Here is a 26,655-nt window from a genome sequence, read left to right on the forward strand (position 1 = left end):
GTGGCTAAGCCGCTGATTTGGCTGGCCTCACGCCGGGTCGGCGGCGCTCTGCTGGCGGGCGACGCCGGGCAGGGTGACCACCTTGCCCTGGCGCTGGATAGGTGCCGGCTTGCGCAGGGCGCGGAGCATCTCGCCGGCCTGGGCCAGCTGGTTCTCCAGCTGGGTGCAGTAGCCGGCCAGCTGCTGGCCGCGCTGGCGCGCCTGCTGGGTTTCCTGGGCCAGGGACTTGAGACGCAGCATGTGGCTCTCGAGCATCTGCTTGTGTTCGAGGGTGTTCTGCATCAGCGGCATCAGGGCGTCGCTGGCCCACTGTTCCGCTTCGCTGCGCAGGCGCCGGTGCAGGCCGACGACCTCCTGCACCAGGGTGGAGAAGAAGCGCCGGGTCAGGCTGCGCTGTTCCGTCATCAGCGTCTTCAGGTGCAGGCGGAACTGGTCGGCCTTGCCGCGCAGCTGCTGCAGCTCGCGCTGGTAGCCGCGGCTGTTGAACTTCGGCGCATCGACGCCGTGCAGCGGGTTTTCCTCGTTGTGCCGGCGGTAGATGGCCGCGACCATCTTGTTGGCCATCTCGGCCTCGTGCGCCAGGTTGCCGAGGTCGTGCTCCACGTTGCGGAAGAACTCGACGATGGCCTGGTTGATGCCGAGGGTGGTCCAGCTGCCGCTCAGGCCCTGGCGAACCTGGGCCAGGTGGTCTTCCAGGCGCTCCGGGCGCACCGCGGCGCGGAGCAGGTCGCCCTGGCGGTGGAGCAGGCGCTGGTTGGTCTTCAGGCCGAGCAGGCGCTTGTGGTGCTGGCTGTGGTCTTCCTTGGTCTTGGCGGTCAGGTCGAACAGCAACTGGCCGTTGTCGTGCTGGTGCGCCTGGAGCAACGACTGCTGCTCGCGCACCTTTTCCAGGCGCAGGTTCAGCACGTGCTGGCTGTTGTTAAGCAGGGCCAGCACCTGGTTGACCACGCGGTCTTCGAGCAGCCGTTCCTTCTGCGCGACGATGCGTTCGCACAGCAGGTTCTCCAGGTCGGCCAACTGGCTGCGGGCGAGCAGCGGCTCGTCCTTGCGCACCTTGGCCAGCAGGGCCTGCTTGGCCGACAGCGGCAGCACGCTGGCGGTGGAGATGCCGAGTTGGCGAGCGGTGGCGTCCTGCATCTGGGCGATGGCCCTGGCGACGCTTTCCTCGCCGGCCAGGTCGTCCCACAGCACGTCGACCTTGTTGAGCACGGCGAACAGGCTGGCCTGGGCGTCGCCATCGAGTTGGCGGATGTGCTCGTTCCAGATCGCCATGTCGCTGGAGGTGACGCCGGTGTCGGCGGCCAGCAGGAACAGGATCGCCTGGGCATTGGGCAGCATCGACAGGGTCAGTTCGGGTTCGCTGCCGAGGGCGTTGAGGCCGGGCGTGTCGAGGATGCGCAGGCCCTGGCGCAGCAGCGGGTGGTCGAAGTTGACCATGGCGTGGCGCCAGGCCGGCACCAGCACCTGGCCGGGCTTGCCGGTCGCCTCCAGCATGTCCGGCAGGAAGCCGAGCTGGATCGCCTGCTCCACCGGCATCGGCTTGGTCTTGGCCACCTGGGCGAAGGCCAGGGCCATGTTGTCCGGGTCGCTCGGGTCGAGCGGGATGTTCACCCAGTGCCGCGGGATGCGCTTGAACTGCGACACGCTGGCGTCGGCCATGCGCGTCTCGATCGGCAGCAGGCGGATGTAGGGGCGCTCGGAGCGGGGGTCGAAGAACAGTTCGGTGGGGCACATGGTGGTGCGCCCGGCGTGGGACGGCAGCATGCGCTGGCCGTACTCGGAGAAAAACAGGGCGTTGATCAGCTCGGTCTTGCCGCGGGAGAACTCACCGACGAAGGCCAGGGTGATATGGTCGGTGCGCAGCAGCTTGAGGGAGCGCTCCAGGCGGGCGTCCATCGCTTCCGAGCCGAGGCGGTGCTGCGCCAGCCAGCTGCGGTAGCGGGTGATCTCGCGCATCAGCTCGCGCTTCCAGGCGACGTAGGCATCTACCTGCTGGCTGAGACGTTCCATGCTCATCCCGACACTCCTCCGAGGGGTGGTTCGTGGCTCGACAAGGGCGCAACGATCCGGGACGGTTCACCGGAGATGTCCGCATTATGCGACGGCCATGGCCGCCGTCAATCGACGGATGACGGAACTGTGGCCGGGTGGTTGTTCAGGCAGGGCGGACGGTCAGCCCGGGCAGGTCGGGGAGGGTGCGGGGGGCGCGCACGCGCACCCGCTTCTGCCGGTTCAGCTCGCCACTCTCCAGGCTCACCTGGCTCTTGGCGACGCCGAAGGCGGCGGCCAGGAAGGCCATCAGGTGGGCGTTGGCCTTGCCCTCCACCGGCGGCGCGGTGAGGCGGATCTTCATCCGCTCGCCGTGCAGCCCGGCGAATTCGTCCTTGCTCGCCCGGGGCTGCAGGTGGCAGTCGAGGATCAGGTCCTCGCCATCCCAGCGGAACCAGCTCACATCAGCAGGCCCAGTACCGACGGCATGTGGGTGGCGGCGGCGAGGTTCTTCACCACCAGCATGTCGAGCAGGTTGATCGCGATGAAGGCGAAGATCGGCGAGATGTCCAGGCCGCCGAGGCTCGGCAGCAGCTTGCGGATCGGCGCCAGCAGCGGCTCGCAGATCTGGTTCACCAGCTGGGCGCCCGGGTTGTAGCTGCCCGGCGCGACCCAGGACAGGATCACGCTGATGATCAGGGCGAAGAAGAAGATCTTGAGGAACAGCGAGGTCACCCCGATCAGCGCCCAGATCAGCAGTTGCAGCGGGTTGCCGGTGGTGCCGTAGGCCAGCAGCAGGGTGATGGCCATGATCACCATCTGCAGCAGGATGGCCAGCAGCAGCGAGGCCAGGTCGAGGCCGCCGAAGCCCGGGATCAGCCGGCGCAGCGGGCGCAGCAGCGGCTGGGTGGCCTTGACCGCGAACTGGCTGAGCGGGTTGTAGAAGTCGGCGCGAACCAGTTGCAGGACGAAGCGCAGCAGGACGATCAGCAGGTAAAGGCTGCCCAGCGTCTGCAGGATGTAGATGGCGGCGGTATCCAGTCCGTTCATCGATGCGGATTCCTTATTGACCCAGTTGTTCGGCGAGTTCGGCGGAGCGCCGGGCGGCGGCATCCAGGGCCTGTTGCACCAAGGCCTCGAAGCCGCCGGCCTGGAAGGTCTTGATCGCCGCTTCGGTGGTGCCATTGGGGGAGGTGACCCGGCGCCGCAGCTCGGCGGCGTCGACGTCGCTTTCGGTGGCCATGCGCGCTGCGCCCAGGGCGGTCTGCAGGGTCAGCTGGGCGGCGGTTTCGCGGGGCAGGCCGAGCTGCTCGCCGGCGGCGGTCATCGCCTCGATCAGCAGGAAGAAGTAGGCTGGGCCGCTACCGGAGACGGCGGTCACGGCGTCGATCAGGCGCTCCTCGTCCAACCACACGGCCAGGCCGACGGCGCCCAGCAGCTGTTCGGCCTGCTGGCGTTGTTCGGCAGACACCCGCGGGTTGGCGTACAGGCCGCTGACGCCCTGGCGCAGCAGTGCCGGTGTGTTGGGCATGCAGCGCACCAGCGCCACCTCGCCGAGCCAGGCAGTGAGGCTGGCGCAGGTGATGCCGGCGGCGATGGAGACGACCAGCTGGCCCGCCTGCAGGCTCGGCGCCAGGGCCTGGCACACGCCCTTGAGCACCTGCGGCTTGGTCGCCAGCACCACGATGTCGGCGCCGGCGATGGCCTCGGCGTTGCTTTCGAACAGTTCGATGCCGTGTTCGGCGGCGACCCTGGCGCGCTGCTCGGCACCCGGGTCGCTGGCACGGATGTGGCTGGCCGGCAGGCCCTGGGCGAGCAGCCCGCCGATCAGGCTGGCGGCCATGTTGCCGGCGCCGATGAAGGCGATGCGGGGGTGACTCATCGTGTGTTTCCTTTATTAGTGGGGCTGACCGCGATCGGGCTGGTGTAGTCCCGGGCGCCGAACAATGCGGTGCCGATGCGCACCCAGGTGGCGCCTTCGGCGATGGCGGCTTCCAGATCCTGGCTCATGCCCATGGACAGGGTGTCGAGGTCAGCGTTCAGCGCGTCGCGCAATTGGCGCAGGCGGGCCAGGGGCTCGCGCTGGGCCTGCGGGTCGTCGCTGGGTTCGGGGATTGTCATCAATCCGCGCAGACGCAGTCGCGGCAGTTGTGTAACCGCCTGTGCCAGCGCGGGCAGCTCCTCCGGCGCGCAGCCGGACTTGCTGGTTTCACCGCTGACGTTGACCTGCAGGCAGACGTTCAGCGGCGGCAGGTGATCGGGGCGCTGCTCGGACAGGCGCTGGGCGATCTTCAGGCGGTCCACCGAATGCACCCAGTGGAAGTGCTCGGCGATCGCCTTGGTTTTGTTCGACTGGATCGGACCGATGAAATGCCAGGCCAGGTCCAGGTCGGCCAGCTCGAGCTGCTTGGCCAGGGCTTCCTGCAGGTAGTTCTCGCCGAAGTCGACCTGGCCGCTGGCGTTGGCCTCGCGCACCGCCTGCGCGGGGTGGGTCTTGCTCACGGCGAGCAGGCGGACCGAGTCCGGATTGCGCTGCGAGGCTTGCGCCGCCTCACGGATACGCTCGCGAACCTTTGCAATATTCTCTGCTATCGTGGACATTACTTGCGCTCTATAGCCCGCCCGTCAGGGGTCTGCGGCATTCTACCTGCTTGCATTCGATTGGGGAGTCCCATGGATATTACCGAGCTGCTCGCCTTCAGCGCCAAGCAAGGCGCGTCGGACCTGCACCTCTCGGCGGGTCTGCCGCCGATGATTCGCGTCGATGGCGATGTGCGCCGGATCAACTTGCCGCCGATGGACCACAAGCAGGTCCACGCGCTGATCTACGACATCATGAATGACAAGCAGCGCAAGGATTACGAGGAATTCCTCGAGACCGACTTCTCCTTCGAAGTGCCCGGCGTGGCGCGCTTCCGGGTCAACGCCTTCAACCAGAACCGCGGCGCCGGCGCCGTGTTCCGGACCATTCCCTCGAAAGTGCTGACCATGGAAGAGCTGGGCATGGGCGAGGTGTTCAGGAAGATCACCGACGTGCCGCGCGGCCTGGTGCTGGTGACCGGCCCCACTGGTTCGGGCAAGTCGACCACCCTGGCGGCCATGCTCGACTATCTGAACAACAACAAGTACCACCACATCCTCACCATCGAGGACCCGATCGAATTCGTCCACGAATCGAAGAAGTGCCTGGTCAACCAGCGCGAGGTGCACCGCGACACCCATGGCTTCTCCGAGGCCCTGCGCTCGGCGCTGCGGGAAGACCCGGACATCATCCTGGTGGGCGAGATGCGTGACCTGGAGACCATCCGCCTGGCGCTGACCGCCGCGGAAACCGGCCACCTGGTGTTCGGCACCCTGCACACCACCTCCGCGGCCAAGACCATCGACCGGGTGGTGGACGTGTTCCCCGCCGAGGAAAAGTCCATGGTCCGCTCCATGCTCTCCGAGTCGCTGCAGGCGGTGATCTCGCAGACGCTGCTGAAGAAGATCGGCGGCGGTCGGGTGGCGGCCCACGAGATCATGATCGGCACGCCGGCGATCCGTAACCTGATCCGCGAGGACAAGGTCGCGCAGATGTACTCGTCGATCCAGACCGGTGGTTCGCTGGGCATGCAGACCCTCGACAACTGCCTTAAGGGCCTGGTGGCGAAGGGCCTGGTCAGCCGCGACGCGGCGCGCGAGAAGGCCAAGACGCCGGAAAACTTCTAATAATGACGTGGCCGCCGTGTCGGCCACGCACGAGACACATGGGCGGGAAAAATGGAATTTGAGAAACTGTTGCGCTTGATGGTGGAAAAGGGCGGGTCGGACCTGTTCATCACGGCCGGCGTGCCGCCCTCGATGAAGGTCAATGGCAAGATCATGCCGGTGACCAAGACCTCCATGTCTCCGGAGCAGACCCGCGAGACGGTGCACTCGGTGATGAACGAGCAGCAGCGTCGCGAGTTCGCCGAGAACCACGAGTGCAACTTCGCCATCAGCGCGCGCGGCATCGGCCGCTTCCGGGTCAGCGCCTTCTACCAGCGCAACCTGGCGGGCATGGTGCTGCGCCGCATCGAGACCAACATCCCGACCCTGGACGACCTCAAGCTGCCCGAGGTGCTGAAGAAGCTGGCGCTGACCAAGCGCGGCCTGGTGCTGTTCGTCGGCGCCACCGGTACCGGCAAGTCCACCTCGCTGGCGGCGATGATCGGCTACCGCAACAAGAACACCAGCGGCCACATCATCTCCATCGAAGACCCGATCGAATACATCCACCAGCACCAGAGCTGCATCGTCACCCAGCGCGAGGTCGGCATCGATACCGAGTCGTTCGAGGTGGCGCTGAAGAACACTCTGCGCCAGGCGCCGGACGTGATCCTGATCGGCGAGATCCGTACCCGGGAAACCATGGACTACGGCGTGGCGTTCGCCGAGACCGGCCACCTGTGCCTGGCCACTCTGCACGCCAACAACGCCAACCAGGCGCTGGACCGGATCATCAACTTCTTCCCGCCGGACCGGCACAACCAGGTGTGGATGGACCTGTCGCTCAACCTCAAGGCCATCGTCGCCCAGCAACTGGTGCCGACGCCGGACGGCAAGGGCCGCCGCGCGGTGATCGAGGTGCTGATCAACACCCCGCTGGCCGCCGACCTGATCCGCAAGGGCGAGGTTCATGAGCTCAAGGGTCTGATGAAGCGTTCCACCGAGCTGGGCATGCAGACCTTCGACCAGGCGCTGTACAACCTCTACACCCAGGGCGAGATCACTTACGAAGATGCTTTGCTCTACGCCGACTCGGCGAACGACCTGCGCCTGATGATCAAGCTGGGCTCGGAGACCGACGGCGACCACCTGACCAGCATCGCCCAGGGCCTGAGCCTGGAGGTCAGCGACGAAGACCCGGGGCGGCGCTTCCGCTGACCGCCCCCGCCGCCAGCCGGCGCGCCTGCTCCAGGGCTGCGACCAGCTCGGCGAAGCGTTTCTCGCCCTCTTCCCCCGCCCGCAGCACCGCTGCCGGGTGGGGCGCCACCACAATCCATCGCTCCCCCTGCCTGAACGGCGCGCCGGCGAAGTCCGCCAGGCGCAGACGCTGTGGCTCGAAGGTTTCCAGCAGCGAGGCCAGGGCCGTCTTGCCGAGGGCCACCACCACCTCGGGCGCGACCCGCGCCAGCTCCTCGTCGAGCCAGCGGCGACAGGCCTCGATCTCGCCCGGCTTGGGCGTGGCATGCTTGCGGGTGGCGGCGCGGCTGTTCGGGCCGCCCCGGGGAGTCCACTTGAAGTGCTTCACCGCGTTGGTCAGGTACAGCGCCTCGCGGCGCAGCCCCGCCCGCGCCAGCGCGCGGTTCAGCACCTGCCCGGCCGGCCCGACGAAGGGGCGGCCGGCGAGGTCTTCCTGGTCGCCCGGCTGTTCCCCGACCAGCATGATCGGCGCCTGCTCCGGCCCTTCCCCCGGCACCGCGCAGGTCGCGCCGCGCCAGATGTCGCAGTCGCGGCATTCGCCCAGCGAGGTGCTCGGCGCCCGGCGCGGCTGGGCCTTGTCGCTGGCGATCAGCACCTCCTTGCCCTGCCGCTCGCCGACGCTGGCGGCCTGCGCCAGGCGCTGCTGGCCGGCGCGGGCCTGGCTCATCAGCTGCGGGATCAGCGGGCCTTCCGGTAGGTGTTTCCAGAAGCGCACCGGCATGTTGCTTTCCAGCACGTCGCGGTTGAGTCGCGCCGGGTTGAAGGTGCTGCCGTAGTAGGCCAGCCAGAGTTCGGCGCCGGGGTCCTCGGCGCTGCGCGCCAGTTCGCGCAGCTCCGCCGGGCAGGGCCGCAGGAAGCGCAGCCGGGTGCCATCCCAGAGCGCCGCCGCGTCGGGCGTGGCGATCAGCCAACTGTTGCGCCCCAATCGCTCGGCGAAATGACCGGCGGCCATCTCCAGAATGTCGTGGGCCGGCTCGTGCCAGGCGACGAAGGTCGGCGGCCCCGCCTCGGCGGGGCGCTGCCGGAAGCGCAGGAACGCGTGCATGTGGTGGGCCTCGCGGCGCACGCCCTTGATCCGTCGCTGCAGCACGCTGCCGTCGCCGTCCCCGGCGAGCATGGCTGCGCGGTCTCCGTGGGCTACACGCCAGAGCACCCGGTAGAGCAGGGCCCAGCGGTCGTCGGCGCGGTAGCGCGACGCGCTCTCCAGCAGGTCGGGCAGCTCCCGGGGGATGCGCGGGGCGGGCGCGGACACGGGCGCCGGGGCCGTGGGCGCCAGGCCGGCGAACAACTGGCCGCCGTCGTCGTCCGTCCGCCAGTTCACCGCCTGGGGCTCGGCGCCGGCCTGCAGCAGGCGACGGGCCTCGCGGCGCCAGTCGGCGAAGCTGCCGTCGAAGCGCGCGTCGTGCATCACCACAGGGCCATCTGCGCCGGCGTGTCGCTGAGCTGGCGGCGCAGGGCGGCGGACTCCAGCGTGGCCTGCCGGGGCCGGTAGTCCTGGGTAACGATGAAGGGCCTGACCTTGTCCATTGCGCAGCGCAGGCGCACCACGTCGGCGTAGCGAATCCGCCGCTGGCGGCGCAGCTCGACCAGGCGCCTGGCGCTGAGCACGCCGATGCCCGGCACGCGGGCGATCATCGCCGGTTCCGCGCGGTTCAGGTCGAGGGGGAAGTGGGCGCGGTTGGCCAGCGCCCAGGCCAGCTTGGGGTCGATGTCGAGGGCCAGGTTGCCGGGCGTGGCGATCAGCTCGCGGACGTCGAAGCCGTAGCCGCGCAGGAGGAAGTCGGCCTGGTACAGGCGGTGTTCGCGCAGCAGCGGCGGCGCCTCGAACGGCACGCTCTTCGGGCTGTGCGGGATGGGGCTGAAGGCCGAGTAGTAGACCCGCTTGAGCTTGTAGGCGCCGTACAGGGTCTGCGCGGTGTGGAGGATGGTGCGGTCGTCGGTGTCGTCCGCGCCGACGATCATCTGCGTGCTCTGCCCGGCGGGCGCGAAGGCCGGACCGCGTCTTTCCTCGCTGGCCTGGTCCACGCCCAGACGGATCGAGCCCATCGCCTGCTTGATGGTGCCGACGCTCTTTTCCGGCGCCAGGCGGATCAGGCTGGCCTCGCTGGGCAGCTCGATGTTGACGCTGAGGCGGTCGGCGTAGCGGCCGGCCTCGGCGATAAGCTCGGGCGAGGCGTCGGGGATGGTCTTGAGGTGGATGTAGCCGCGGAACTCGTGTTCCTCGCGCAGCAGCTTGGCGACGCGCACCAACTGTTCCATGGTGTAGTCGGCCGAGCGGATGATCCCCGAGCTGAGGAACAGGCCGCTGATGCAGTTGCGCCGGTAGAAGTCCAGCGTCAGGCGCACCACTTCCCCGGGCGTGAAGCGGGCGCGCGGCACGTCGCTGGAGCGGCGGTTGACGCAGTACTGGCAGTCATACAGGCAGAAGTTGGTCAGCAGGATCTTCAGCAGGGCCACGCAGCGCCCGTCCGGCGTGAAGCTGTGGCAGATACCCATGCCGTTGGTCGCGCCCAGGCCGGACTTGCCCCGCGAGTCGCGCTTCGGCGCGCCGCTGCTGGCGCAGGACACGTCGTACTTGGCCGCGTCGGCCAATACGGTTAGTTTGTCGATGAGTTCCATGCGTCGGTCGATATACTGTTTTTATATACAGTATTTTGTGATCAACTAACGCGCAAGGTCTCGTCCCGGCCGGTCGTCGGCCCGTCATTCAGGGAGGTCACATGCAACGACAGGACACGCACAGCAAGGTCATCGGCTATCTGCTGTGGATCTTCGGTTTCCTCGGTTCGCACCGCTTCTACTACGGCAAGCCGGTGACCGGGACCATCTGGTTCTTCACCTTCGGCCTGCTGTTCATCGGCTGGATCATCGACCTGTTCCTGATCCCGTCCATGGACCGCGAGGCCGACCTGCGCTTCACCGCCGGCGAGGTCGACTACAACGTCGCCTGGATTCTGCTGACCTTCCTCGGCGTGTTCGGCGTGCACCGCATGTACCAGGGCAAGTGGATCACCGGCATCATCTACCTGTGCACCGGCGGCCTGTTCCTGATCGGCGTGCTGTACGACTTCTGGACGCTGAATACGCAGATTTCCGTGCGCAACGCCTCCCGCGCCTGACCCTCAGAACAGCCGCAGCGGCTCTTCGTCGAGGGCCGCGATCTGCTCGCGCAGCATCAGCACCTGGTCGCCCCAGTAGCGCTCGTTGGCGAACCAGGGGAAGGCCAGGGGGAACGCGGGGTCGTCCCAGCGGCGGGCGATCCAGGCGCTGTGGTGGAGCAGGCGCAGGGCGCGCAGGCCCTCGATCAGCGGCAGCTCGCGCGGGTCGAAGTCGTGGAATTCCTGGTAGCCGTCGATCAGCTCGGCGAGCTGGCCCAGGCGTTCCTGGCGCTCGCCGGCGAGCATCATCCACAGGTCCTGCACGGCGGGGCCCATGCGGCAGTCGTCGAGGTCGACCACGTTGAAGGTCTCGTCGCGGTACAGCAAGTTGCCCGGGTGGCAGTCGCCGTGCAGGCGGATGGCGTTGTAGCGCACCCGGCCGAACAGCGCGTCGAGCCGGCCCAGCAGGTCCTGCGCCACCGAGCGGTAGGCCGGCAGCAGGCCGCTCGGAATGAAGCCGCCCTGCAGCAGGGTGTCCAGGGAGGCATGGCCGAAGTTGTCCACCGCCAGGGTCTCGCGCTCGGTGAAGGGGCGGGTCGCCCCCACCGCGTGCAGGCGGCCGAGCAGCTGGCCGAGCCGGTACAGCTGGTCCAGGTTGCCCGGCTCCGGCGCCCGGCCGCCGCGGCGGGGGAACAGAGCGAAGCGGAAGCCGGCGTGTTCGAACAGGCTCTCGCCGTCGCGCTCCAGCGGCGCCACTACCGGCACCTCGTGCTCGACCAGTTCCCGGCTGAACGTGTGTTCCTCGCGGATCGCCGCGTCGCTCCAGCGGTCCGGCCGGTAGAACTTGGCGATGAGCGGCTCGCTCTCCTCGATGCCGACCTGGTAGACCCGGTTCTCGTAGCTGTTCAGCGCCAGCACCCGGGCGTCGCTCAGGTAGCCGAGGCTTTCCACGGCATCGAGAACGAGATCGGGGGTGAGGGTGGAGAAGGGATGGCTCATGGCGTGCTCCGGTGGGGGCGCCCAGTGTACCCCCGGCAGGGCCGCTTTACCGGTTCAGTCGCCGGGCCGCGGGGTACGGGCCAGGCAATAGACGTCCACCCGGGTGGCGCCGCGTGAGTGCAGCAGTCGCGCCAGTGCCTCGGCCGTCGCGCCGGTGGTGAGCACGTCGTCGACCAAGGCCACGGCCAGGCCGTCCGGCTGTGCATGATCGGCAAGGGCGAAGGCATGGCGCAGGTTGCGCCGGCGCGCGGCGGCGTCCAGCTCCTGCTGGTTCGCGCCCTCCCGCGGGCGCAGCAGCCAGTCGCCGCGCACGGGTATTCCCAGCGTGGTCCCCAGCCAGTCGGCCAGCATCCCGGCCTGGTTGAAGCCTCGGCGGCGCAGGCGCTTGCGCCCCAGCGGCACGGGCAGGAGCAGGGCGGGCCGGGGCAGTCCTTCGGCGAAGGCGTGCAGCAGGTGATGTGACAACTGCTCCGCCAGCAGGCGTCCCAGAGGCCATCTCGCCTGGTGCTTGAAGCGGGTGATCAGGCTGTCCACCGGAAAGGCGTAGCGCCAGGCCGCCTCCACCCGAGCGAAGGCCGGTGGCCGTTTCTGGCAGGCGCCGCAGACCAGCCCGCTGGCCGGCAGCGGCACCGCGCAGATGCGGCAGTGCCCGCCGAGCCAGGGCAGCTCGTCCTGGCAGGCGCCGCACAGGGGATGGCCGGTGTCCGCCACCTCGTCGCAGAGCAGGCAGTGCTGTTTGTTTTTTGTCCAGATGTAAACCTGGTCATCCGTGAGTGGTTGACAGCGCATGGTCCTTCCTTCGACTATGCCTCGCAGCCGTGTCACACAGCCTAGAACAAGGAATATCCCCATGAGCGCCAGCATCGCTTCCGCCACCCGTCACGATTGGTCCCTCGCCGAGGTGAAGGCGCTGTTCGAGCAGCCGTTCAACGACCTGCTGTTCCAGGCCCAGATCGTCCACCGGGCGCACTTCGACCCGAACCGGGTGCAGGTCTCCACCCTGCTGTCGATCAAGACCGGCGCCTGCCCGGAAGACTGCAAGTACTGTCCGCAGTCCGGCCACTACAACACCGGCCTGGACAAGCAGAAACTGATGGAGGTGCAGAAGGTGCTGGAGGCGGCCGCCGAGGCCAAGGCCATCGGCTCCACCCGCTTCTGCATGGGCGCGGCGTGGAAGCACCCGTCGGCCAAGGACATGCCCTACGTGCTGAAGATGGTCGAGGGCGTGAAGAAGCTGGGCCTGGAGACCTGCATGACCCTCGGCAGGCTCGATCAGGAGCAGACCCGCGCCCTGGCCGAAGCCGGCCTCGACTACTACAACCACAACCTCGACACCTCGCCGGAGTTCTACGGCAACATCATCACCACCCGCACCTACTCCGAGCGCCTGCAGACCCTGGCCTACGTGCGCGACGCTGGGATGAAGATCTGCTCCGGCGGCATCCTCGGCATGGGCGAGTCCCTCGACGACCGCGCGGGCCTGCTGATCCAGCTGGCCAACCTGCCGGAGCACCCGGAATCGGTGCCGATCAACATGCTGGTCAAGGTCGAGGGCACGCCGCTGGCCCATGAGGAAGACGTTGACCCGTTCGACTTCATCCGCATGCTGGCCGTGGCGCGGATCATGATGCCGAAGTCCCACGTGCGTCTGTCCGCCGGCCGCGAGCAGATGAACGAGCAGATGCAGGCCCTGGCCTTCATGGCCGGCGCCAACTCGATCTTCTACGGCGAGAAGCTGCTGACCACCGCCAACCCCCAGGCCGACAAGGACATGCAGCTGTTCAAGCGCCTCGGCATCAAGCCCGAGGCGCGCGAGGAGCACTCGGACGAAGTGCACCAGGCGGCCATCGAGCAGGCCCTGGTCGAGCAGCGCGATTCGCAGCTGTTCTACGACGCGGCCGTCTGACAACGGCAGCCACAAGCCTCAAGCTGCAAGCCAGGTGCGCGCGGCTTGCAGCTTGAGGCTTGCCGCTTGGAGCTACTGCATGTCTTTCGATCTCGCTTCCCGCCTCGCCGAACGCCAGGCCGCCCAGCTGTTCCGCCAGCGCCCGCTGTTGCAGGGGCCGCAGGGGCCGGACGTGCTGGTCGACGGCCAGCGCCTGCTGGCCTTCTGCTCCAACGACTACCTGGGCCTGGCCAACCATCCCGAGGTGATCGCGGCCCTGCGCGCCGGCGCGGAGCGCTGGGGCGTGGGCGGTGGCGCCTCGCACCTGGTGATCGGTCACAGCGGCCCGCACCACGAACTGGAAGAGGCGCTGGCCGCCTTCACCGGCCGGCCCCGCGCGCTGCTGTTCTCCACCGGCTATATGGCCAACCTGGCGGCCGTCACCGCGCTGGTGGGGCAGGGCGACACGGTACTGGAAGACCGCCTCAACCACGCCTCCCTGCTGGACGCCGGCCTGCTGTCCGGCGCGCGCTTCTCGCGCTACCTGCACAACGACGCGGTGAGCCTCAGCAAGCGCCTGGACCGGGCCCAGGGCAATACCCTGGTGGTGAGCGACGGCGTGTTCAGCATGGACGGTGACCTCGCCGACCTGCCCGAACTCTGCGCCGAGGCTCGCAGCCGGGGCGCCTGGGTGATGGTCGACGATGCCCACGGCTTCGGCCCGCTGGGCGCCACGGGTGGCGGCATCGTCGAACACTTCGGCCTGGGCCTGGACGACGTGCCGGTGCTGGTCGGCACCCTGGGCAAGGCGTTCGGCACGGCCGGCGCCTTCGTCGCGGGCAGCGCGGACATGATCGAGACGCTGGTCCAGTTCGCCCGGCCCTACATCTACACCACCAGCCAGCCGCCGGCAGTGGCCTGCGCCACTCTGAAGAGCCTGGAGCTGCTGAGCACCGAGCACTGGCGCCGCGAGCACCTGAACCGGCTGATCGCCCGCTTCCGCGCCGGTGCGGCCGAAATCGGCCTGAGCCTGATGGACAGCCCCACGCCGATTCAGCCGATCCTGGTCGGCGACAGCGAGCGCGCGCTGAAGCTTTCCGCCCTGCTGAAGGCGCGCGGCCTGCTGGTCGGCGCTATCCGCCCACCCACCGTGCCGGCCGGCAGCGCGCGCCTGCGGGTGACGCTGTCCGCCGCCCACAGCGAGGCGCAGCTGGAGCGCCTGCTCGACGCGCTGGCCGAGTGCTGGCCCGAGGTGAACCGCCATGCGTGACCATCTGATCCTGCTGCCGGGCTGGGGCCTGGGCAGCCTGCCGCTGGAAGTGCTGGCCGAGGCCCTGCGCGGGCTCGATCCGGCGCTGCGGGTGGAGATCGAACCGTTGCCCGAGCTGGCCTCCGGCGAGCCGCGCGACTGGCTGCTGGAGCTGGACGAGCGCCTGCCACCGCATACCTGGCTGGGCGGCTGGTCCCTCGGCGGCATGCTCGCCAGCGAACTGGCGGCCCTGCGTGGCGAGCGCTGCCGCGGCCTGCTGACCCTGGCCAGCAACCCCTGCTTCGTCGCCGGTGCGGACTGGCCGCACGGCATGGATGAGGCGACCTTCGACGCCTTCGTCGACGGCTGCCGCGCCGATCCCGGCGCCACGCTCAGGCGTTTCAGCCTGCTCTGCACCCAGGGTTCGGCCGAGGCCCGCGGCCTGGCGCGCCAGCTGCAGGCCGCGGCGCCCCACGGCGCGCCGGAGGTGCTGCTGGCCGGCTTGGAAGTACTCGGCAACTTCGACGGGCGCAGCGCCCTGCAGCGCTTCGCCGGGCCGCAACTGCACCTGCTGGCCGGCGCCGACGCTCTGGTGCCGGCCGAAGTGGCCGGCGAACTGCTGGCGCTGCAGCCGGACATCGAGGTGGGGCTGATCGAGGACGTCAGCCACGCCTTCCCGTTGGAGCGCCCCCACGAGGTGGCGGCGGCGATCCTGGCCTTCCTCGGCGAGGCTGGCGATGCCTGAACATGCGCCCCACGGCGGCCTGCCGGACAAGCGCCAGGTCGCCGCGTCCTTTTCCCGCGCGGCGGACAGCTACGATGGTGTGGCCGCGCTGCAGCGCGAGGTCGGCGCGCAGTTGCTGGCGCGGTTGCCGGCCCTGGCGCCCGCGCGCTGGCTCGACCTGGGCTGCGGCACCGGGCACTTCACCCGGCTGCTGGCGCAGCGTTTCGCGGTCGGCGAGGGCGTGGCCCTGGACCTGGCCGAAGGCATGCTGCGCCACGCCCGGCCCCGCGGCGGCGCGTGGCACTTCGTCGCCGGCGACGCCGAAGCCCTGCCGCTGCGCGACCACAGCCTCGACCTGATCTATTCCAGCCTGGCGGTGCAGTGGTGCGCCGACTTCGCCGCCGTGCTGGCCGAGGCGCGCCGCGCGCTGCGCCCGGGCGGCGTGCTGGCCTTCAGCAGCCTGTGCGTCGGCACCCTGCAGGAACTGCGCGACAGCTGGCAGGCGGTGGACGGCTTCGTCCACGTCAATCGCTTCCGCCCCTTCGAGGGCTACCAGGCCCTGTGTGCCGAGAGCGGTCTGCGGGTGCTGACGCTCGAACGCCAGGCGACCACACTGCATTTCCCCGACCTGCGCACCCTGACCCGTTCGCTCAAGGACCTCGGCGCGCACAACCTCAACCCCGGCCGCCCGGGCGGGCTCACCGGTCCCGCGCGCATCCGCGCCCTGGCCGCCGCTTACGAAGGCTTCCGCACGCCCGAGGGGCTGCCGGCCACCTACCAGGTGGTGTACGGCGTGCTGCGCAAGGACTGACATGACCCAGGCCTATTTCGTCACCGGTACCGACACCGAGATCGGCAAGACCACCATCGCCGCCGGCCTGCTGCATGCGGCGCGCCTGGCCGGGCTGAGCACGGCGGCGGCCAAGCCGGTGGCCTCCGGCTGCGTGCCGACCGGCGAGGGGCTGCGCAACGACGACGCGCTGGCCCTGCTCGGCGAATGCTCGCTGGCGCTGGCCTACGACGAGGTCAATCCGTTCGCCTTCGCGCCGGCCATCGCCCCGCACCTGGCGGCGCGTGAGGCAGGCGTCGAACTCAGCGTGGCGCGCCTGCTGCCGGCGGTGCGCCGGGTGCTGGACAGGGGCGCCGACTTCTCCCTGGTCGAGGGCGCCGGCGGCTGGCGGGTGCCGCTGGCCGGTGACGAGAGCCTGTCCGACCTGGCCGTGGCGCTGCGTCTGCCGGTGATACTGGTGGTGGGCGTGCGCCTAGGTTGCATCAACCACGCCGTGCTCAGCGCCGAGGCCATCCAGCGCGACGGCCTGGAACTGGCCGGCTGGGTGGCCAACATCGTCGAGCCGCGCACCTCGCGCCTGGAGGACAACCTGGCGACACTTGCCGAGCGGCTGCCGGCGCCCTGCCTCGGGCGGGTGCCGCGCCTCGAGCGGGCCACGCCGGCCGCCGTGGCCGCGCACCTTTCTCTGCCGCCGTCGGGCGCCGCGTTATAAGCCGCTGATCGATTGATAGCGCTTTGCTTGTACGTTTTTTGAGCATTATCTGCTTCAATTACCGGCACGAGTCTGTCCCCGTCAGGGAGTCACCAGCATGCAAATCTCCGGAAGCGCCTTCAACGCGGGCCTCAGCGGCATCCAGGCCGGGCAGCGGCGTGTCGAGCAGGCGGCCAGCGAAATCGCCAGCAACGCCCTGCCGACCCAGCAGCAACAGCCGGCCCCCAGCCAGCAGGCCCAGCAAGCGCAGCCGACCTCGCAGGCACGGCCGGCCAACGAGCCCGACCTGGCGCAGAGCCTGGTGGGCCTGAGCCAGGGCCGCAACGAGGTACAGGCCAGCGCGCGGGTGGTGGAAACCGCCGACGAAGTGCTGGGTACCCTGATCGACACCCGCGCCTGACGGGGCTGTCGGCGTCGCAGTGACCCCGGGGACTCGCCCCGGCGGTGCGAGGAGGGTCTGATGCAGATCGGCAGCGCCATCGCCTACGCTGCTCCGCCGCCGTCGCCACAGGCGGTGCGTCCGCCTTCGTCCGAACAGGATCTCTCCGCCCGCCCCGTCGAGGCCGCCGCCGATTCGAGCACGCTGCGCGACCCGGACGAGGAGCGCACCCGCCCCGGCGCCGAGGGCGATGCCCGCACCGTGCGCGAAGCGGAGGTGCTGCGTCAGGAGCAGCAGGAAATCACCGAGCTGGCCAGCCGCGACCGCGAGGTGCGTGCCCACGAGCAGGCGCATGCTTCGGTCGGCGGCGCCTATGCCGGCGCACCCACCTATACTTTCAAGCGCGGCCCGGACGGCAAGAGCTACGCCGTCGCCGGCGAAGTCGGTATCGACACCAGCCCCATCCCCAACGACCCCGAGGCCACCCTGCGCAAGATGGAGCTGGTGCAGCGCGCCGCCCTGGCGCCCGCGGAACCCTCGGCCCAGGACCTGCGCGTCGCTGCCGAAGCCGCGGCCCAGGCGACCCAGGCCCGCGCCGAGCTGGCCCAGCTGCGCCGGGAAGAGGCGATGGCCGCCGCCGAGGCGCGCAGCGAGCAGCGCGAGGAGCGGCTGGCGGAGGAAGAGGAGAAGCGTGCCGCCGAAGAAAAGGATCAGGGGCAGACGAAACAGTCTCTTTCGCCACCGCCCGGGTTGGATATCTACCAGCGTCTCGCCCAGTTGCAGACCCCGTCGGCGACCGTCGACCTGATGGCGTGAAAGGGGGCTGGCGGGTGCTTGACAAGGATTGGGCGTAAACGTATGTTTCAAACGCCTGTTTGAGTGCCGGGCCGGTTAGTGCCTGCCGGGCGCCGGGAGAAATCCCGCGAACGACCGCTCCAGACGGTCATCCCAATACCAAGGAATCCACCGTAGAGGTTTACCGCTATGCCTGAGTACAAGGCCCCCTTGCGTGATATCCGTTTCGTTCGCGACGAACTGCTCGGCTACGAAGCGCACTATCAGAGCCTGCCCGGCTGCCAAGACGCCACCCCGGACATGGTCAGCGCCATCCTGGAAGAAGGCGCCAAGTTCTGCGAGCAAGTCATCGCTCCGCTGAACCGTGTCGGTGACCTCGAGGGCTGCACCTGGTCCGAGTCCGGCGTGAAGACCCCGACCGGCTTCAAGGAAGCCTACCAGCAGTTCGTCGAAGGCGGCTGGCCGAGCCTGGCGCACAACGTCGACCACGGTGGCCAAGGCCTGCCGGAGTCCCTGGGCCTGGCCCTGAGCGAGATGGTCGGCGAAGCCAACTGGTCCTGGGGCATGTACCCCGGCCTGTCCCACGGCGCGATGAACACCATCGAGGCCCACGGCACCGACGAGCAGAAGCACACCTACCTGACCAAGCTGGTATCCGGCGAGTGGACCGGCACCATGTGCCTGACCGAGCCGCATTGCGGTACCGACCTGGGCATGCTGCGCACCAAGGCCGAGCCGCAGGCTGACGGTTCCTACAAGGTGTCCGGCACCAAGATCTTCATCTCCGCCGGCGAACACGACATGGTCGACAACATCGTCCACATCGTGCTGGCCCGCCTGCCCGATGCCCCGCAAGGCACCAAGGGCATCTCCCTGTTCATCGTGCCGAAGTTCAACGTCAACGCCGACGGCAGCGTCGGTTCGCGCAACGCCGTTTCCTGTGGCTCCCTGGAGCACAAGATGGGCATCCACGGCAACGCCACCTGCGTGATGAACTTCGACGGCGCCACCGGCTACCTGATCGGCCCGGCCAACAAAGGCCTGAACTGCATGTTCACCTTCATGAACACTGCTCGCCTGGGTACTGCCCTGCAGGGCCTGGCCCACGCCGAAATCGCCTTCCAGGGCGGCATCAAATACGCTCGCGAGCGTCTGCAGATGCGTTCCCTGACCGGCCCGAAAGCCCCGGACAAGGCTGCCGACCCGATCATCGTCCACCCGGACGTGCGTCGCATGCTGCTGACCATGAAGGCCTTCGCCGAAGGCAACCGCGCGATGGTGTACTTCACCGCCAAGCAGGTCGACATCGTCAAGTACAGCCAGGACGAAGAAGAGAAGAAGGCCGCCGACGCGATGCTGGCGTTCCTGACTCCGATCGCCAAGGCGTTCATGACCGAAGTCGGCTTCGAAGCCGCCAACCACGGCGTGCAGATCTATGGTGGCCACGGCTTCATCGCCGAGTGGGGCATGGAGCAGAACGTGCGTGACAGCCGTATCTCCTGCCTGTACGAAGGCACCACCGGCGTCCAGGCTCTCGACCTGCTGGGTCGTAAAGTCCTGATGACCCAAGGCGAAGCCCTGAAAGGCTTCACCAAGATCGTGCACAAGTTCTGCCAGGCCAACGAAGGCAACGAGGCCATCAAAGGCCTGGTCGCACCGCTGGCTCAACTGAACAAGGAGTGGGGCGACCTGACCATGAAAGTGGGCATGGCCGCGATGAAGGACCGCGAAGAAGTCGGTGCCGCCTCGGTGGACTACCTGATGTACTCCGGTTACGCCTGCCTGGCCTACTTCTGGGCCGACATCGCCCGTCTGGCCGCCGAGAAGATCGCTGCCGCTACCGAGGAAGAGGCCTTCTACAAGGCCAAGCTGCAGACCGCGCGCTTCTACTTCGAGCGCATCCTGCCGCGTACCCGTACCCACGTCGCGACCATGCTGTCCGGCGCCAGCAACCTGATGGACATGGACGAAGAGCACTTCGCTCTGGGCTACTGAGTCCGGTCCGACCTCGGGTCACAAGAACCGCGGCCTTCGGGCCGCGGTTTTTTTTGGCCTGCATTCCTGGCAGGGCATGCTCGTAGGGTGCGCCGCGCGCACCGATCGTAGCCCGGATGAAATCCGGAAGCGGTCTCTACCGGTGCTCCGTCGTTCAGCCGATTGCCGAGTGCTCGGATGCTTATGGTTCGCACGGGTGGGCACAACCAAAACTTTCATGCCGCTGGGTAAACAGCTGAGCATCGGTGTTGCCGGCTTATTGGTGCGCATGGCGCACCCTACGGGGGCATTCAACAACCATCGCCTGCCGACGGAATGCGAGCGATTTCCGCTGGTCTTTGCCGGTGATACGGGCAAAATGCCGCATCCCGCCAGCCATCCCGAAACCGCACGTGCCACGTCTCGCCGCCTATCGCCCCCATCATCTGCTGACAGCGCTGCCGCTGCTGGTGGCCGGGCTGGTGGTCGCGCGCATGGACTCGCTCAGCGAATTCTTCCAGTCCCTGTTCAACGTGCTGCCGACCCTGCTCCTGCTGCTCGGTGGCGCCTTCTGCGTGGCCTACGGCCGTCAGCGGGAGTTCTCCCTGCTGGTGGTGGTGTACCTCGTCTACTTCCTGCTCGACACCCAGACCGACCACTTCCGCGAGCACGGCCAGGTGCGGGAAGACGCCGCGCTGGTGTTCCACCTGTGCAGCCTGCTGCTGCCGCTGTTTTACGGCCTCTACGGCGCCTGGCGCGAGCGCAGCCATCTGCTGCAGGACATGGTGGCCCGCGCCGCCGTGCTGCTGGCGGTCGGCGGCACCTTCGCGGCCCTGGCCCGGCGCTTTCCAGAGGGGCTGCAGGCCTGGCTGGCGCAAATCCACTGGCCGCTCTGGCACGGGCAGTGGATGAGCCTGATCCAGCTTGCCTACCCGCTGTTCCTGATCGCCGGCGCGCTGCTGCTGGTGCAGTACTTGCGCCAGCCGCGGCCGGTGCACGCGGCCCTGTTCCTGGGCCTGCTCGGCCTGCTGTGGATGCTGCCCAACACCTTCATCCTGCCCCACGCGCTGCAAGTGATGAGCAGCCTGGTGATGCTGATGCTGGTCGCGGCGGTAGTCCACGAGGCCTACCAGATGGCCTACCGCGACGAGCTGACCGGCCTGCCGGGGCGGCGCGCGCTGAACGACCGCCTGGAGCGCCTGGGGCGCAACTACGTGATCGCCATGGCCGACGTCGACCACTTCAAGAAATTCAACGACACCCACGGCCACGACGTCGGCGACCAGGTGCTGCGCCTGGTCGCCAGCCGGCTGCGCCGGGTTGGTGGCGGCGGCAAGGCCTACCGCTACGGCGGCGAGGAATTCACCCTGGTGTTCCCGGGCAAGACCCTCGACGAGTGCCGGCCGTATCTGGAGGCCGTGCGCGAGGCGGTGGAGAGCTATCCCCTGCAGTTGCGCGACAAGCAGCAGCGGCCGGCGAGCGACAAGGAAGGGCGCCAGCGCCGCACGGCCGGCAGCGCCCCCACGGTGTCGGTGACCATCAGCATCGGCATGGCCGAACGGGAGGCGCACCAGCGCGGCGCCGACGAGGTGATCCGCAGCGCGGACAAGGCCCTCTACGCGGCCAAGCAGGCCGGCCGCAACCGGGTGATGGCGCAGGGCGAGAGCCGTCGCGGCGCCGTGCGGGTGAAGTCCCCGGCCGCCTGAGCGGTGGAGTTATGACGCTGCATTCAGCGTCCGCAGCGTCGTTGTTCCGCCCGGCCGTCGCGCAGTAGTTTCCGTGCAGTGCGTGCGCCGCGTCGGCGTGCCCTTCATGGAGAGGCCGTGATGCCCGAGTACAAGGTTCCGCTGCGCGACATGCGCTTCCTGGCCGACGAGGTCTTCGATTTCCCCGCCACCTACCTTGCCATCGGCGCCCGCGATGCCACTCCGGACATGGTGCTGGCCATCCGCGAGGAGGCGGCGCGCTTCTGCGAACAGGTGATCGCCCCGCTGAACCGCGGCGGCGACGAGGAAGGCGCCCAGTGGCGCGAAGGCGAGGTCACCACGCCCAAGGGCTTCAAGGAGGCCTTCGCCCAGTACGCCGAGGCCGGCTGGAACGGGCTGGGCATGGACCCGGCCTACGGCGGCCAGGGCCTGCCGCACTCGCTGGACCTGCAGGTCGGCGAGATGATCGGCTCCAGCAACTACGCCTGGGGCATGTACCCGGGGCTGACCAAGGGCGCCATCGCGGCCATCCACTCCCACGGCAGCGACGCACTGAAGGATGCCTACTTGCCGCCCATGGTCGCCGGCCAGTGGACCGGCACCATGTGCCTGACCGAGCCGCACTGCGGCACCGACCTGGGCCTGATCAAGACCCGCGCGGCGGCCAACGCCGACGGCAGCTACGCGGTCAGCGGGACCAAGATATTCATCTCCTCCGGGGAGCACGACCTCAGCGAGAACATCATCCACCTGGTGCTGGCCAAGCTGCCGGACGCGCCGGCCGGCACCCGCGGCATCTCGCTGTTCCTGGTGCCCAAGTTCCTGCCCGCGGGCGGGGCGCGCAACGCCGTGTCCTGCGGTTCCATCGAGCACAAGATGGGCATCCACGGCAACGCCACCTGCGTGATGAACTTCGACGGCGCCACCGGCTGGCTGGTGGGCGAGGCCAACAAGGGCCTGGCGGCGATGTTCACCATGATGAACCACGCCCGCCTGGGCACCGGTATCCAGGGCCTGTGCCACGGCGAGGCGAGCTACCAGAACGCCGTGCGCTACGCCCGCGAGCGCCTGCAGATGCGCTCCCTGAGCGGGCCGAAGGCGCCGCAGCAGGCGGCCGACCCGATCATCGTGCACCCGGACGTGCGGCGCATGCTGCTGACCATGAAGGCGTTCAACGAAGGCAACCGCGCACTGGCATTCTTCTGCGCCCAGCTGCTCGACCTGGAGCACAGCGCGGCGGAGGTCGAGCAGCGCCAGCAGGCGGCCGATCTGCTGGCCCTGCTCACGCCCATCGCCAAGGCCTTCATGACCGACACCGGGCTGGAGGTGACTACCCTCGGCATGCAGGTGTTCGGCGGCCACGGCTACATCCGCGAGTGGGGCCAGGAGCAGCAGATGCGCGACTGCCGCATCGCCTCCATCTACGAAGGCACCAACGGCATCCAGGCACTGGACCTGCTTGGCCGCAAGATCCTCGGCAGCCAGGGCAAGCTGCTCAGTGGCTTCACCCGCCAGGTCCACCTCTTCTGCCAGGCCCAGGCCGAGCATCCCCAGCTCAAGGACAAGGTCGCCGAGTTGGCGCGCCTCAACCGCCAGTGGGGCGAGCTGACCCAGCACGTCGGCATGGCCGCCATGCGCAACCCGGAGGAGGTCGGCGCCGCGTCGGTGGACTACCTGATGTACTCGGGCTACGTCGTGCTCGCCTACTTCTGGGCGCGCATGGCCGTGGTGGCCCAGGCGCAGCTGGACGCCGGCAGCGGCGAGGCGGACTTCTACCAGGCCAAGCTGGCGACCTGCGACTTCTACTACCGCCGCCTGCTGCCCCGCGCGTCGGCGCACCTGGCGGCGGCGGAGGCCGGCGGAGAATGCCTGATGCGCCTGTCGGCGGAGCAGTTCCTGTTCTGATCGCGGACGGCCGCCGAGCTCCGGGAGGCCCGCTACGGCCTTTCCGTGGCTACATCCCTGTTATGTGCGGGTGGCGTGACCCTGCTCTTGTGGGAGCGGCCTTGGCCGCGAAATTCGCGGATGAATCCGCTCCCAAAAGGTGCGCCACAACTAGCGTGGTCATGGCCTTTGCCGTGGGGCGGAAGCATGATCTGGGTGTGACTTTTCGGTCACAAACAGAACCTATGTCCTAATAGGGTGTTCTTATAGACTCGAGGGCTGCACTCAAAGCGGCCGGCTCTTTCGGCCGCTCATTGCTCCGTTCGAGGATTGCCCTGATGGCCGACTATAAAGCTCCCCTGCGCGACATGCGCTTCGTACTCAATGAAGTCTTCGAGGTCTCCAAGCTGTGGGCCGAGCTGCCCGGCCTGGCCGAAGTGGTCGACGCCGACACCGCGTCCGCCATCCTGGAAGAGGCCAGCAAGGTCACCGGCGGCACCATCGCCCCGCTGAACCGCAGCGGCGACGAGGAAGGCTGCTCCTGGCACGAAGGCGCGGTGAAGACCCCGGAAGGCTTCCCCGAGGCCTACCGCACCTACGCCGAAGGCGGCTGGGTGGGCGTAGGCGGCTCGCCGGAGTTCGGCGGCATGGGCATGCCCAAGGCGATCGGCGCCCAGGTCGAGGAAATGGTCAACTCGGCCAACCTGTCCTTCGGCTTGTACCCGATGCTGACCGCGGGCGCCTGCCTGTCGATCCTCAACCACGCCAGCGAAGAACTGAAGCAGCAGTACCTGCCGAACATGTACTCCGGCGTCTGGGCCGGCTCCATGTGCCTGACCGAGCCGCACGCCGGCACCGACCTGGGCATCATCCGCACCAAGGCCGAGCCCCAGGCCGACGGCAGCTACAAGATCACCGGCACCAAGATCTTCATCACCGGCGGCGAGCACGACCTGACCGAGAACATCATCCACCTGGTGCTGGCCAAGCTGCCGGACGCCCCGGCCGGTCCGAAGGGCATCTCGCTGTTCCTGGTGCCGAAGGTGATGGTCAACGCCGACGGCTCCCTGGGCGAGAAGAACAGCCTGGGCTGCGGCTCCATCGAGCACAAGATGGGCATCAAGGCGTCGGCCACCTGCGTGATGAACTTCGACGGCGCCACCGGCTGGATCGTCGACGAGCCGAACAAGGGCCTCAACGCCATGTTCACCATGATGAACTACGAGCGCCTGGGCGTCGGCATCCAGGGCCTGGCCCTGGGCGAGCGCTCCTACCAGAGCGCCATCGAGTACGCCCGCGACCGCATCCAGAGCCGTGCCCCGACCGGCCCGGTGAACAAGGACAAGGCGGCCGACCCGATCATCGTGCACCCGGACGTGCGTCGCATGCTGCTGACCATGAAGGCGCTGAACGAGGGCGGCCGCGCCTTCTCCAGCTACGTCGCCATGCAGCTGGACACCGCCAAGTACAGCGAAGACGCCACCACCCGCAAGCGCGCCGAGGAACTGGTCGCCCTGCTGACCCCGGTGGCCAAGGCCTTCCTGACCGACATGGGCCTGGAAACCACCGTGCACGGCCAGCAGATCTTCGGTGGCCACGGCTTCATCCGCGAGTGGGGCCAGGAGCAGCTGATCCGCGACTGCCGCATCACCCAGATCTACGAAGGCACCAACGGCATCCAGTCGCTGGACCTGATGGGCCGCAAGATCGTCGGCAGCGGCGGCAGCTACTACCGCCACTTCGCCGAGGAGATCAAGGCCTTCATCGCCAGCGCCGACGCCTCGCTGGGCGAGTTCACCGCACCGCTGAAGGCGGCCGTGGAGAACCTCGACGAGCTGACCGCCTGGGTCCTGGACCGCGCCAAGGCCAACCCGAACGAAATCGGCGCCGCCTCGGTGGAGTACCTGCACGTGTTCGGCTACACCGCCTACGCCTACGTATGGGCGCTGATGGCGCGGGCCGCGCAGGGCAAGGAAGGCCAGGACGACTTCTACGCCAGCAAGCTGGGCACCGCACGCTTCTTCTTCGCCCGCCTGCTGCCGCGCATCCACTCCCTGACCGCCTCGGTCAAGGCCGGTAGCGAGCCGCTGTACCTGCTGGACGCCACTCAGTTCTGAGTCGCCCCGGTGTAAAAAAGCCCCGCCTAGGCGGGGCTTTTTCATGCCATGTGTCGTTGGGCGGAATGCATCGTAGGGTGCGCCGTGCGCACCGGTCGTAGCCCGGATGAAATCCGGGAGCGATCTCCACTTGTAGTCCACCTTTGTCCCAATTGAGTGGCTGGCGAGTGTCCTAGACCTTGTAGGAGCGGCTGGGAGGCATTCCGATTGGTCGCGAAGCTGCTGTCTGTCTTGTTCGCGGACAAGTCCGCTCCCACAGAGCTGGAGCTCACCCGGACATCGCCTTTACGGCAGTGCGATTGACTCGGCGTGGCCGGTTGCGGCACCTTGCCGGCTTCATGCCAGCCTGCACGGACGCCATGCCTCATATCCTCATCGTCGAAGACGAAGCCGCCATCGCCGACACCCTGGTGTTCGCGCTGCAGGGCGAAGGCTTCACCACCACCTGGCTGAGTCTGGCCGAGGCGGCGCTGGTGTTTCAGCAGCAGACGCCGGCCGATCTGCTGATCCTGGACGTCGGCCTGCCCGACATCAGCGGTTTCGAGGCGTGCCGGCGGTTGCGGCGGTTCTCGGAGGTGCCGGTGATCTTCCTCACCGCGCGGGATGCCGAGATCGATCGGGTGGTGGGGCTGGAGATCGGCGCCGACGATTACGTGGTCAAGCCGTTCAGTCCACGGGAGGTGGCGGCGCGGGTCAGGGCCATTCTCAAGCGCATGGCGCCGCGCGTGACCGAGGCGGCGGGGGACGGCGCGCCGTTCCGGGTCGATGCCGAGCGGGTGCAGATCCACTACCGCGAGCAGCTGCTGGTGCTGACCCGCCACGAGTTCCGCCTGTTGCAGACGCTGCTGGCGCAGCCGGAGCGGGTATTCTCCCGCGAGCAGTTGCTGGACGCCCTGGGCGTGGCCGCCGACGCCGGCTACGAGCGCAACATCGACAGCCATATCAAGAGCCTGCGCGCCAAGCTACGCCAGGTGGCGGCCGACGCCGAGCCGATCCAGACCCATCGGGGCCTGGGCTACAGCTACAGCCCCCGTCAGGCCTGAGCCGCCTCCTGCTCCCCATATCGACTCCGCATTTCCTCCAGCCGCGTTTCGGCCTGCGGCGACGGCTGCCAGTGCTGGCGGGTGGCGGCCAGGCGCAGGCTCAGGGCGCCGGCGCCGAAGCGCTCGGCCAGTGCCTCCGCCTCGTCCAGCTGGGCCAGGGCGCGCGCTGGGGCGTCGCTGGCGAACAGGGCGTCGGCCTGCAGGCGAAGGGTTTCCGGCAGCAGGTAGAGGTCGCTGCGTTGGTGTGCGACACCTACCGCCTGCTCGGCGCGGCGCAGCAGTTCGGCGTGCCGGCCGAGGCGAGCCAGGGCGTCGAGCTGCAGGGTGGCCAGCGTCACCTCGATGATCGGCATGCTCTGGCGGTTGC

Annotated in this window: 25 protein-coding genes; 15 read left to right on the forward strand and 10 right to left on the reverse strand. The window is 68.4% G+C overall.

The window, feature by feature from the left end; translation table 11 throughout:
* Window positions 1-27: 27 nt before the first annotated feature.
* From N7640_RS20200 to N7640_RS20220, 5 genes are all read right to left on the reverse strand, one after another.
* The gene (locus N7640_RS20200) at window positions 28-2,016 is read right to left on the reverse strand and encodes a dynamin-like GTPase family protein (RefSeq protein ID WP_279904636.1); all 1,989 of its coding nucleotides are present in this window, start codon (window positions 2,014-2,016) and stop codon (window positions 28-30) included.
* A gap of 139 nt (window positions 2,017-2,155) precedes the next feature.
* Window positions 2,156-2,452 carry a DUF167 domain-containing protein gene (locus N7640_RS20205; protein ID WP_220812409.1) on the reverse strand — a complete coding sequence of 99 codons (297 nt, stop codon included), beginning with the start codon at window positions 2,450-2,452 and terminating at the stop codon, window positions 2,156-2,158.
* Window positions 2,449-3,039 (reverse strand): YggT family protein, encoded by a 591-nt coding sequence (locus N7640_RS20210; RefSeq protein ID WP_220812408.1) that lies wholly within the window; start codon window positions 3,037-3,039, stop codon window positions 2,449-2,451. Before N7640_RS20210 ends, N7640_RS20205 begins: the two co-directional genes overlap by 4 nt.
* Window positions 3,040-3,052: 13 nt before the next feature.
* Window positions 3,053-3,871, reverse strand: a complete 819-nt coding sequence (gene proC, locus N7640_RS20215) for a pyrroline-5-carboxylate reductase (protein ID WP_279904635.1) — start codon at window positions 3,869-3,871, stop codon at window positions 3,053-3,055.
* Window positions 3,868-4,590, reverse strand: a complete 723-nt coding sequence (locus N7640_RS20220) for a YggS family pyridoxal phosphate-dependent enzyme (protein ID WP_279904634.1) — start codon at window positions 4,588-4,590, stop codon at window positions 3,868-3,870. Before N7640_RS20220 ends, proC begins: the two co-directional genes overlap by 4 nt.
* Before the next feature lie 72 nt (window positions 4,591-4,662).
* On the opposite strand from N7640_RS20220, the gene pilT reads away from it, so the two are divergent.
* Complete coding sequence (gene pilT / locus N7640_RS20225; RefSeq protein WP_220812405.1) at window positions 4,663-5,697, forward strand: type IV pilus twitching motility protein PilT; 1,035 nt, start codon at window positions 4,663-4,665, stop codon at window positions 5,695-5,697.
* Window positions 5,698-5,748: 51 nt separating this feature from the next.
* Entirely contained in the window at window positions 5,749-6,894 is a 1,146-nt protein-coding gene (locus N7640_RS20230) for a PilT/PilU family type 4a pilus ATPase (protein WP_279904632.1), read from the forward strand.
* Here N7640_RS20230 and N7640_RS20235 read toward each other — a convergent pair.
* Window positions 6,860-8,341 (reverse strand): UdgX family uracil-DNA binding protein, encoded by a 1,482-nt coding sequence (locus N7640_RS20235; protein WP_279904629.1) that lies wholly within the window; start codon window positions 8,339-8,341, stop codon window positions 6,860-6,862. The two genes, N7640_RS20230 and N7640_RS20235, sit on opposite strands and share 35 nt — an antisense overlap.
* Window positions 8,341-9,552, reverse strand: a complete 1,212-nt coding sequence (locus tag N7640_RS20240) for a putative DNA modification/repair radical SAM protein (RefSeq protein ID WP_279904627.1) — start codon at window positions 9,550-9,552, stop codon at window positions 8,341-8,343. Before N7640_RS20240 ends, N7640_RS20235 begins: the two co-directional genes overlap by 1 nt.
* 101 nt (window positions 9,553-9,653) lie before the next feature.
* Between N7640_RS20240 and N7640_RS20245 the strand changes: the two genes are divergently transcribed.
* On the forward strand, window positions 9,654-10,052 hold the full coding sequence (locus tag N7640_RS20245) for a TM2 domain-containing protein (protein ID WP_279904626.1): 399 nt from the start codon (window positions 9,654-9,656) through the stop codon (window positions 10,050-10,052).
* Window positions 10,053-10,055: 3 nt separating this feature from the next.
* On the opposite strand, the gene N7640_RS20250 is transcribed toward N7640_RS20245, so the two are convergent.
* Both N7640_RS20250 and N7640_RS20255 read right to left on the reverse strand, forming a co-directional pair.
* A complete protein-coding gene (locus N7640_RS20250; RefSeq protein WP_279904624.1) occupies window positions 10,056-11,030 on the reverse strand; it encodes a serine/threonine protein kinase in 975 nt (324 codons plus the stop codon).
* Window positions 11,031-11,084: 54 nt separating this feature from the next.
* Window positions 11,085-11,819 (reverse strand): ComF family protein, encoded by a 735-nt coding sequence (locus N7640_RS20255; RefSeq protein ID WP_279904623.1) that lies wholly within the window; start codon window positions 11,817-11,819, stop codon window positions 11,085-11,087.
* Between the two features lie 61 nt (window positions 11,820-11,880).
* Here N7640_RS20255 and bioB point away from each other — a divergent pair, with 61 nt between their 5' ends.
* From bioB to creB, 12 genes are all read left to right on the forward strand, one after another.
* Window positions 11,881-12,936 (forward strand): biotin synthase BioB, encoded by a 1,056-nt coding sequence (bioB, locus tag N7640_RS20260; protein ID WP_220812398.1) that lies wholly within the window; start codon window positions 11,881-11,883, stop codon window positions 12,934-12,936.
* A 79-nt stretch (window positions 12,937-13,015) separates the two neighbouring features.
* Complete coding sequence (bioF, locus tag N7640_RS20265; protein ID WP_279904621.1) at window positions 13,016-14,185, forward strand: 8-amino-7-oxononanoate synthase; 1,170 nt, start codon at window positions 13,016-13,018, stop codon at window positions 14,183-14,185.
* The gene (locus tag N7640_RS20270; protein WP_279904620.1) at window positions 14,178-14,909 is read left to right on the forward strand and encodes an alpha/beta fold hydrolase; all 732 of its coding nucleotides are present in this window, start codon (window positions 14,178-14,180) and stop codon (window positions 14,907-14,909) included. The genes bioF and N7640_RS20270 overlap by 8 nt, the downstream gene beginning before the upstream one ends.
* Window positions 14,902-15,699, forward strand: coding sequence for a malonyl-ACP O-methyltransferase BioC (gene bioC, locus N7640_RS20275; protein ID WP_279904619.1), 798 nt, complete (start codon window positions 14,902-14,904; stop codon window positions 15,697-15,699). The genes N7640_RS20270 and bioC overlap by 8 nt, the downstream gene beginning before the upstream one ends.
* 1 nt (window position 15,700) lies before the next feature.
* On the forward strand, window positions 15,701-16,390 hold the full coding sequence (gene bioD / locus N7640_RS20280; RefSeq protein ID WP_279904618.1) for a dethiobiotin synthase: 690 nt from the start codon (window positions 15,701-15,703) through the stop codon (window positions 16,388-16,390).
* 97 nt (window positions 16,391-16,487) lie between these two features.
* The gene (locus N7640_RS20285) at window positions 16,488-16,790 is read left to right on the forward strand and encodes a hypothetical protein (protein WP_279904617.1); all 303 of its coding nucleotides are present in this window, start codon (window positions 16,488-16,490) and stop codon (window positions 16,788-16,790) included.
* Between the two features lie 60 nt (window positions 16,791-16,850).
* The gene (locus N7640_RS20290) at window positions 16,851-17,585 is read left to right on the forward strand and encodes a putative metalloprotease CJM1_0395 family protein (RefSeq protein WP_279904616.1); all 735 of its coding nucleotides are present in this window, start codon (window positions 16,851-16,853) and stop codon (window positions 17,583-17,585) included.
* A 168-nt stretch (window positions 17,586-17,753) separates the two neighbouring features.
* Window positions 17,754-19,559, forward strand: a complete 1,806-nt coding sequence (locus N7640_RS20295) for a phenylacyl-CoA dehydrogenase (protein WP_279904615.1) — start codon at window positions 17,754-17,756, stop codon at window positions 19,557-19,559.
* A gap of 392 nt (window positions 19,560-19,951) precedes the next feature.
* On the forward strand, window positions 19,952-21,244 hold the full coding sequence (locus N7640_RS20300) for a GGDEF domain-containing protein (RefSeq protein WP_279904614.1): 1,293 nt from the start codon (window positions 19,952-19,954) through the stop codon (window positions 21,242-21,244).
* A 120-nt stretch (window positions 21,245-21,364) separates the two neighbouring features.
* Window positions 21,365-23,149, forward strand: a complete 1,785-nt coding sequence (locus N7640_RS20305) for an acyl-CoA dehydrogenase C-terminal domain-containing protein (RefSeq protein WP_279904613.1) — start codon at window positions 21,365-21,367, stop codon at window positions 23,147-23,149.
* A 317-nt stretch (window positions 23,150-23,466) separates the two neighbouring features.
* Complete coding sequence (locus tag N7640_RS20310; protein ID WP_279904612.1) at window positions 23,467-25,245, forward strand: acyl-CoA dehydrogenase C-terminal domain-containing protein; 1,779 nt, start codon at window positions 23,467-23,469, stop codon at window positions 25,243-25,245.
* Window positions 25,246-25,604: 359 nt separating this feature from the next.
* Window positions 25,605-26,288: a two-component system response regulator CreB gene (creB, locus tag N7640_RS20315; RefSeq protein WP_279904611.1), complete on the forward strand. Its 684-nt coding sequence runs from the start codon at window positions 25,605-25,607 to the stop codon at window positions 26,286-26,288.
* Here creB and N7640_RS20320 read toward each other — a convergent pair.
* On the reverse strand, window positions 26,279-26,655 hold a 377-nt coding region (locus tag N7640_RS20320), incomplete at its 5' end, for a hypothetical protein (RefSeq protein WP_279906228.1). The two genes, creB and N7640_RS20320, sit on opposite strands and share 10 nt — an antisense overlap.

It is taken from the genome of Pseudomonas sp. GD04015, assembly GCF_029837675.1.
GTDB classification, from domain to species: Bacteria; Pseudomonadota; Gammaproteobacteria; order Pseudomonadales; family Pseudomonadaceae; genus Aquipseudomonas; species Aquipseudomonas paralcaligenes.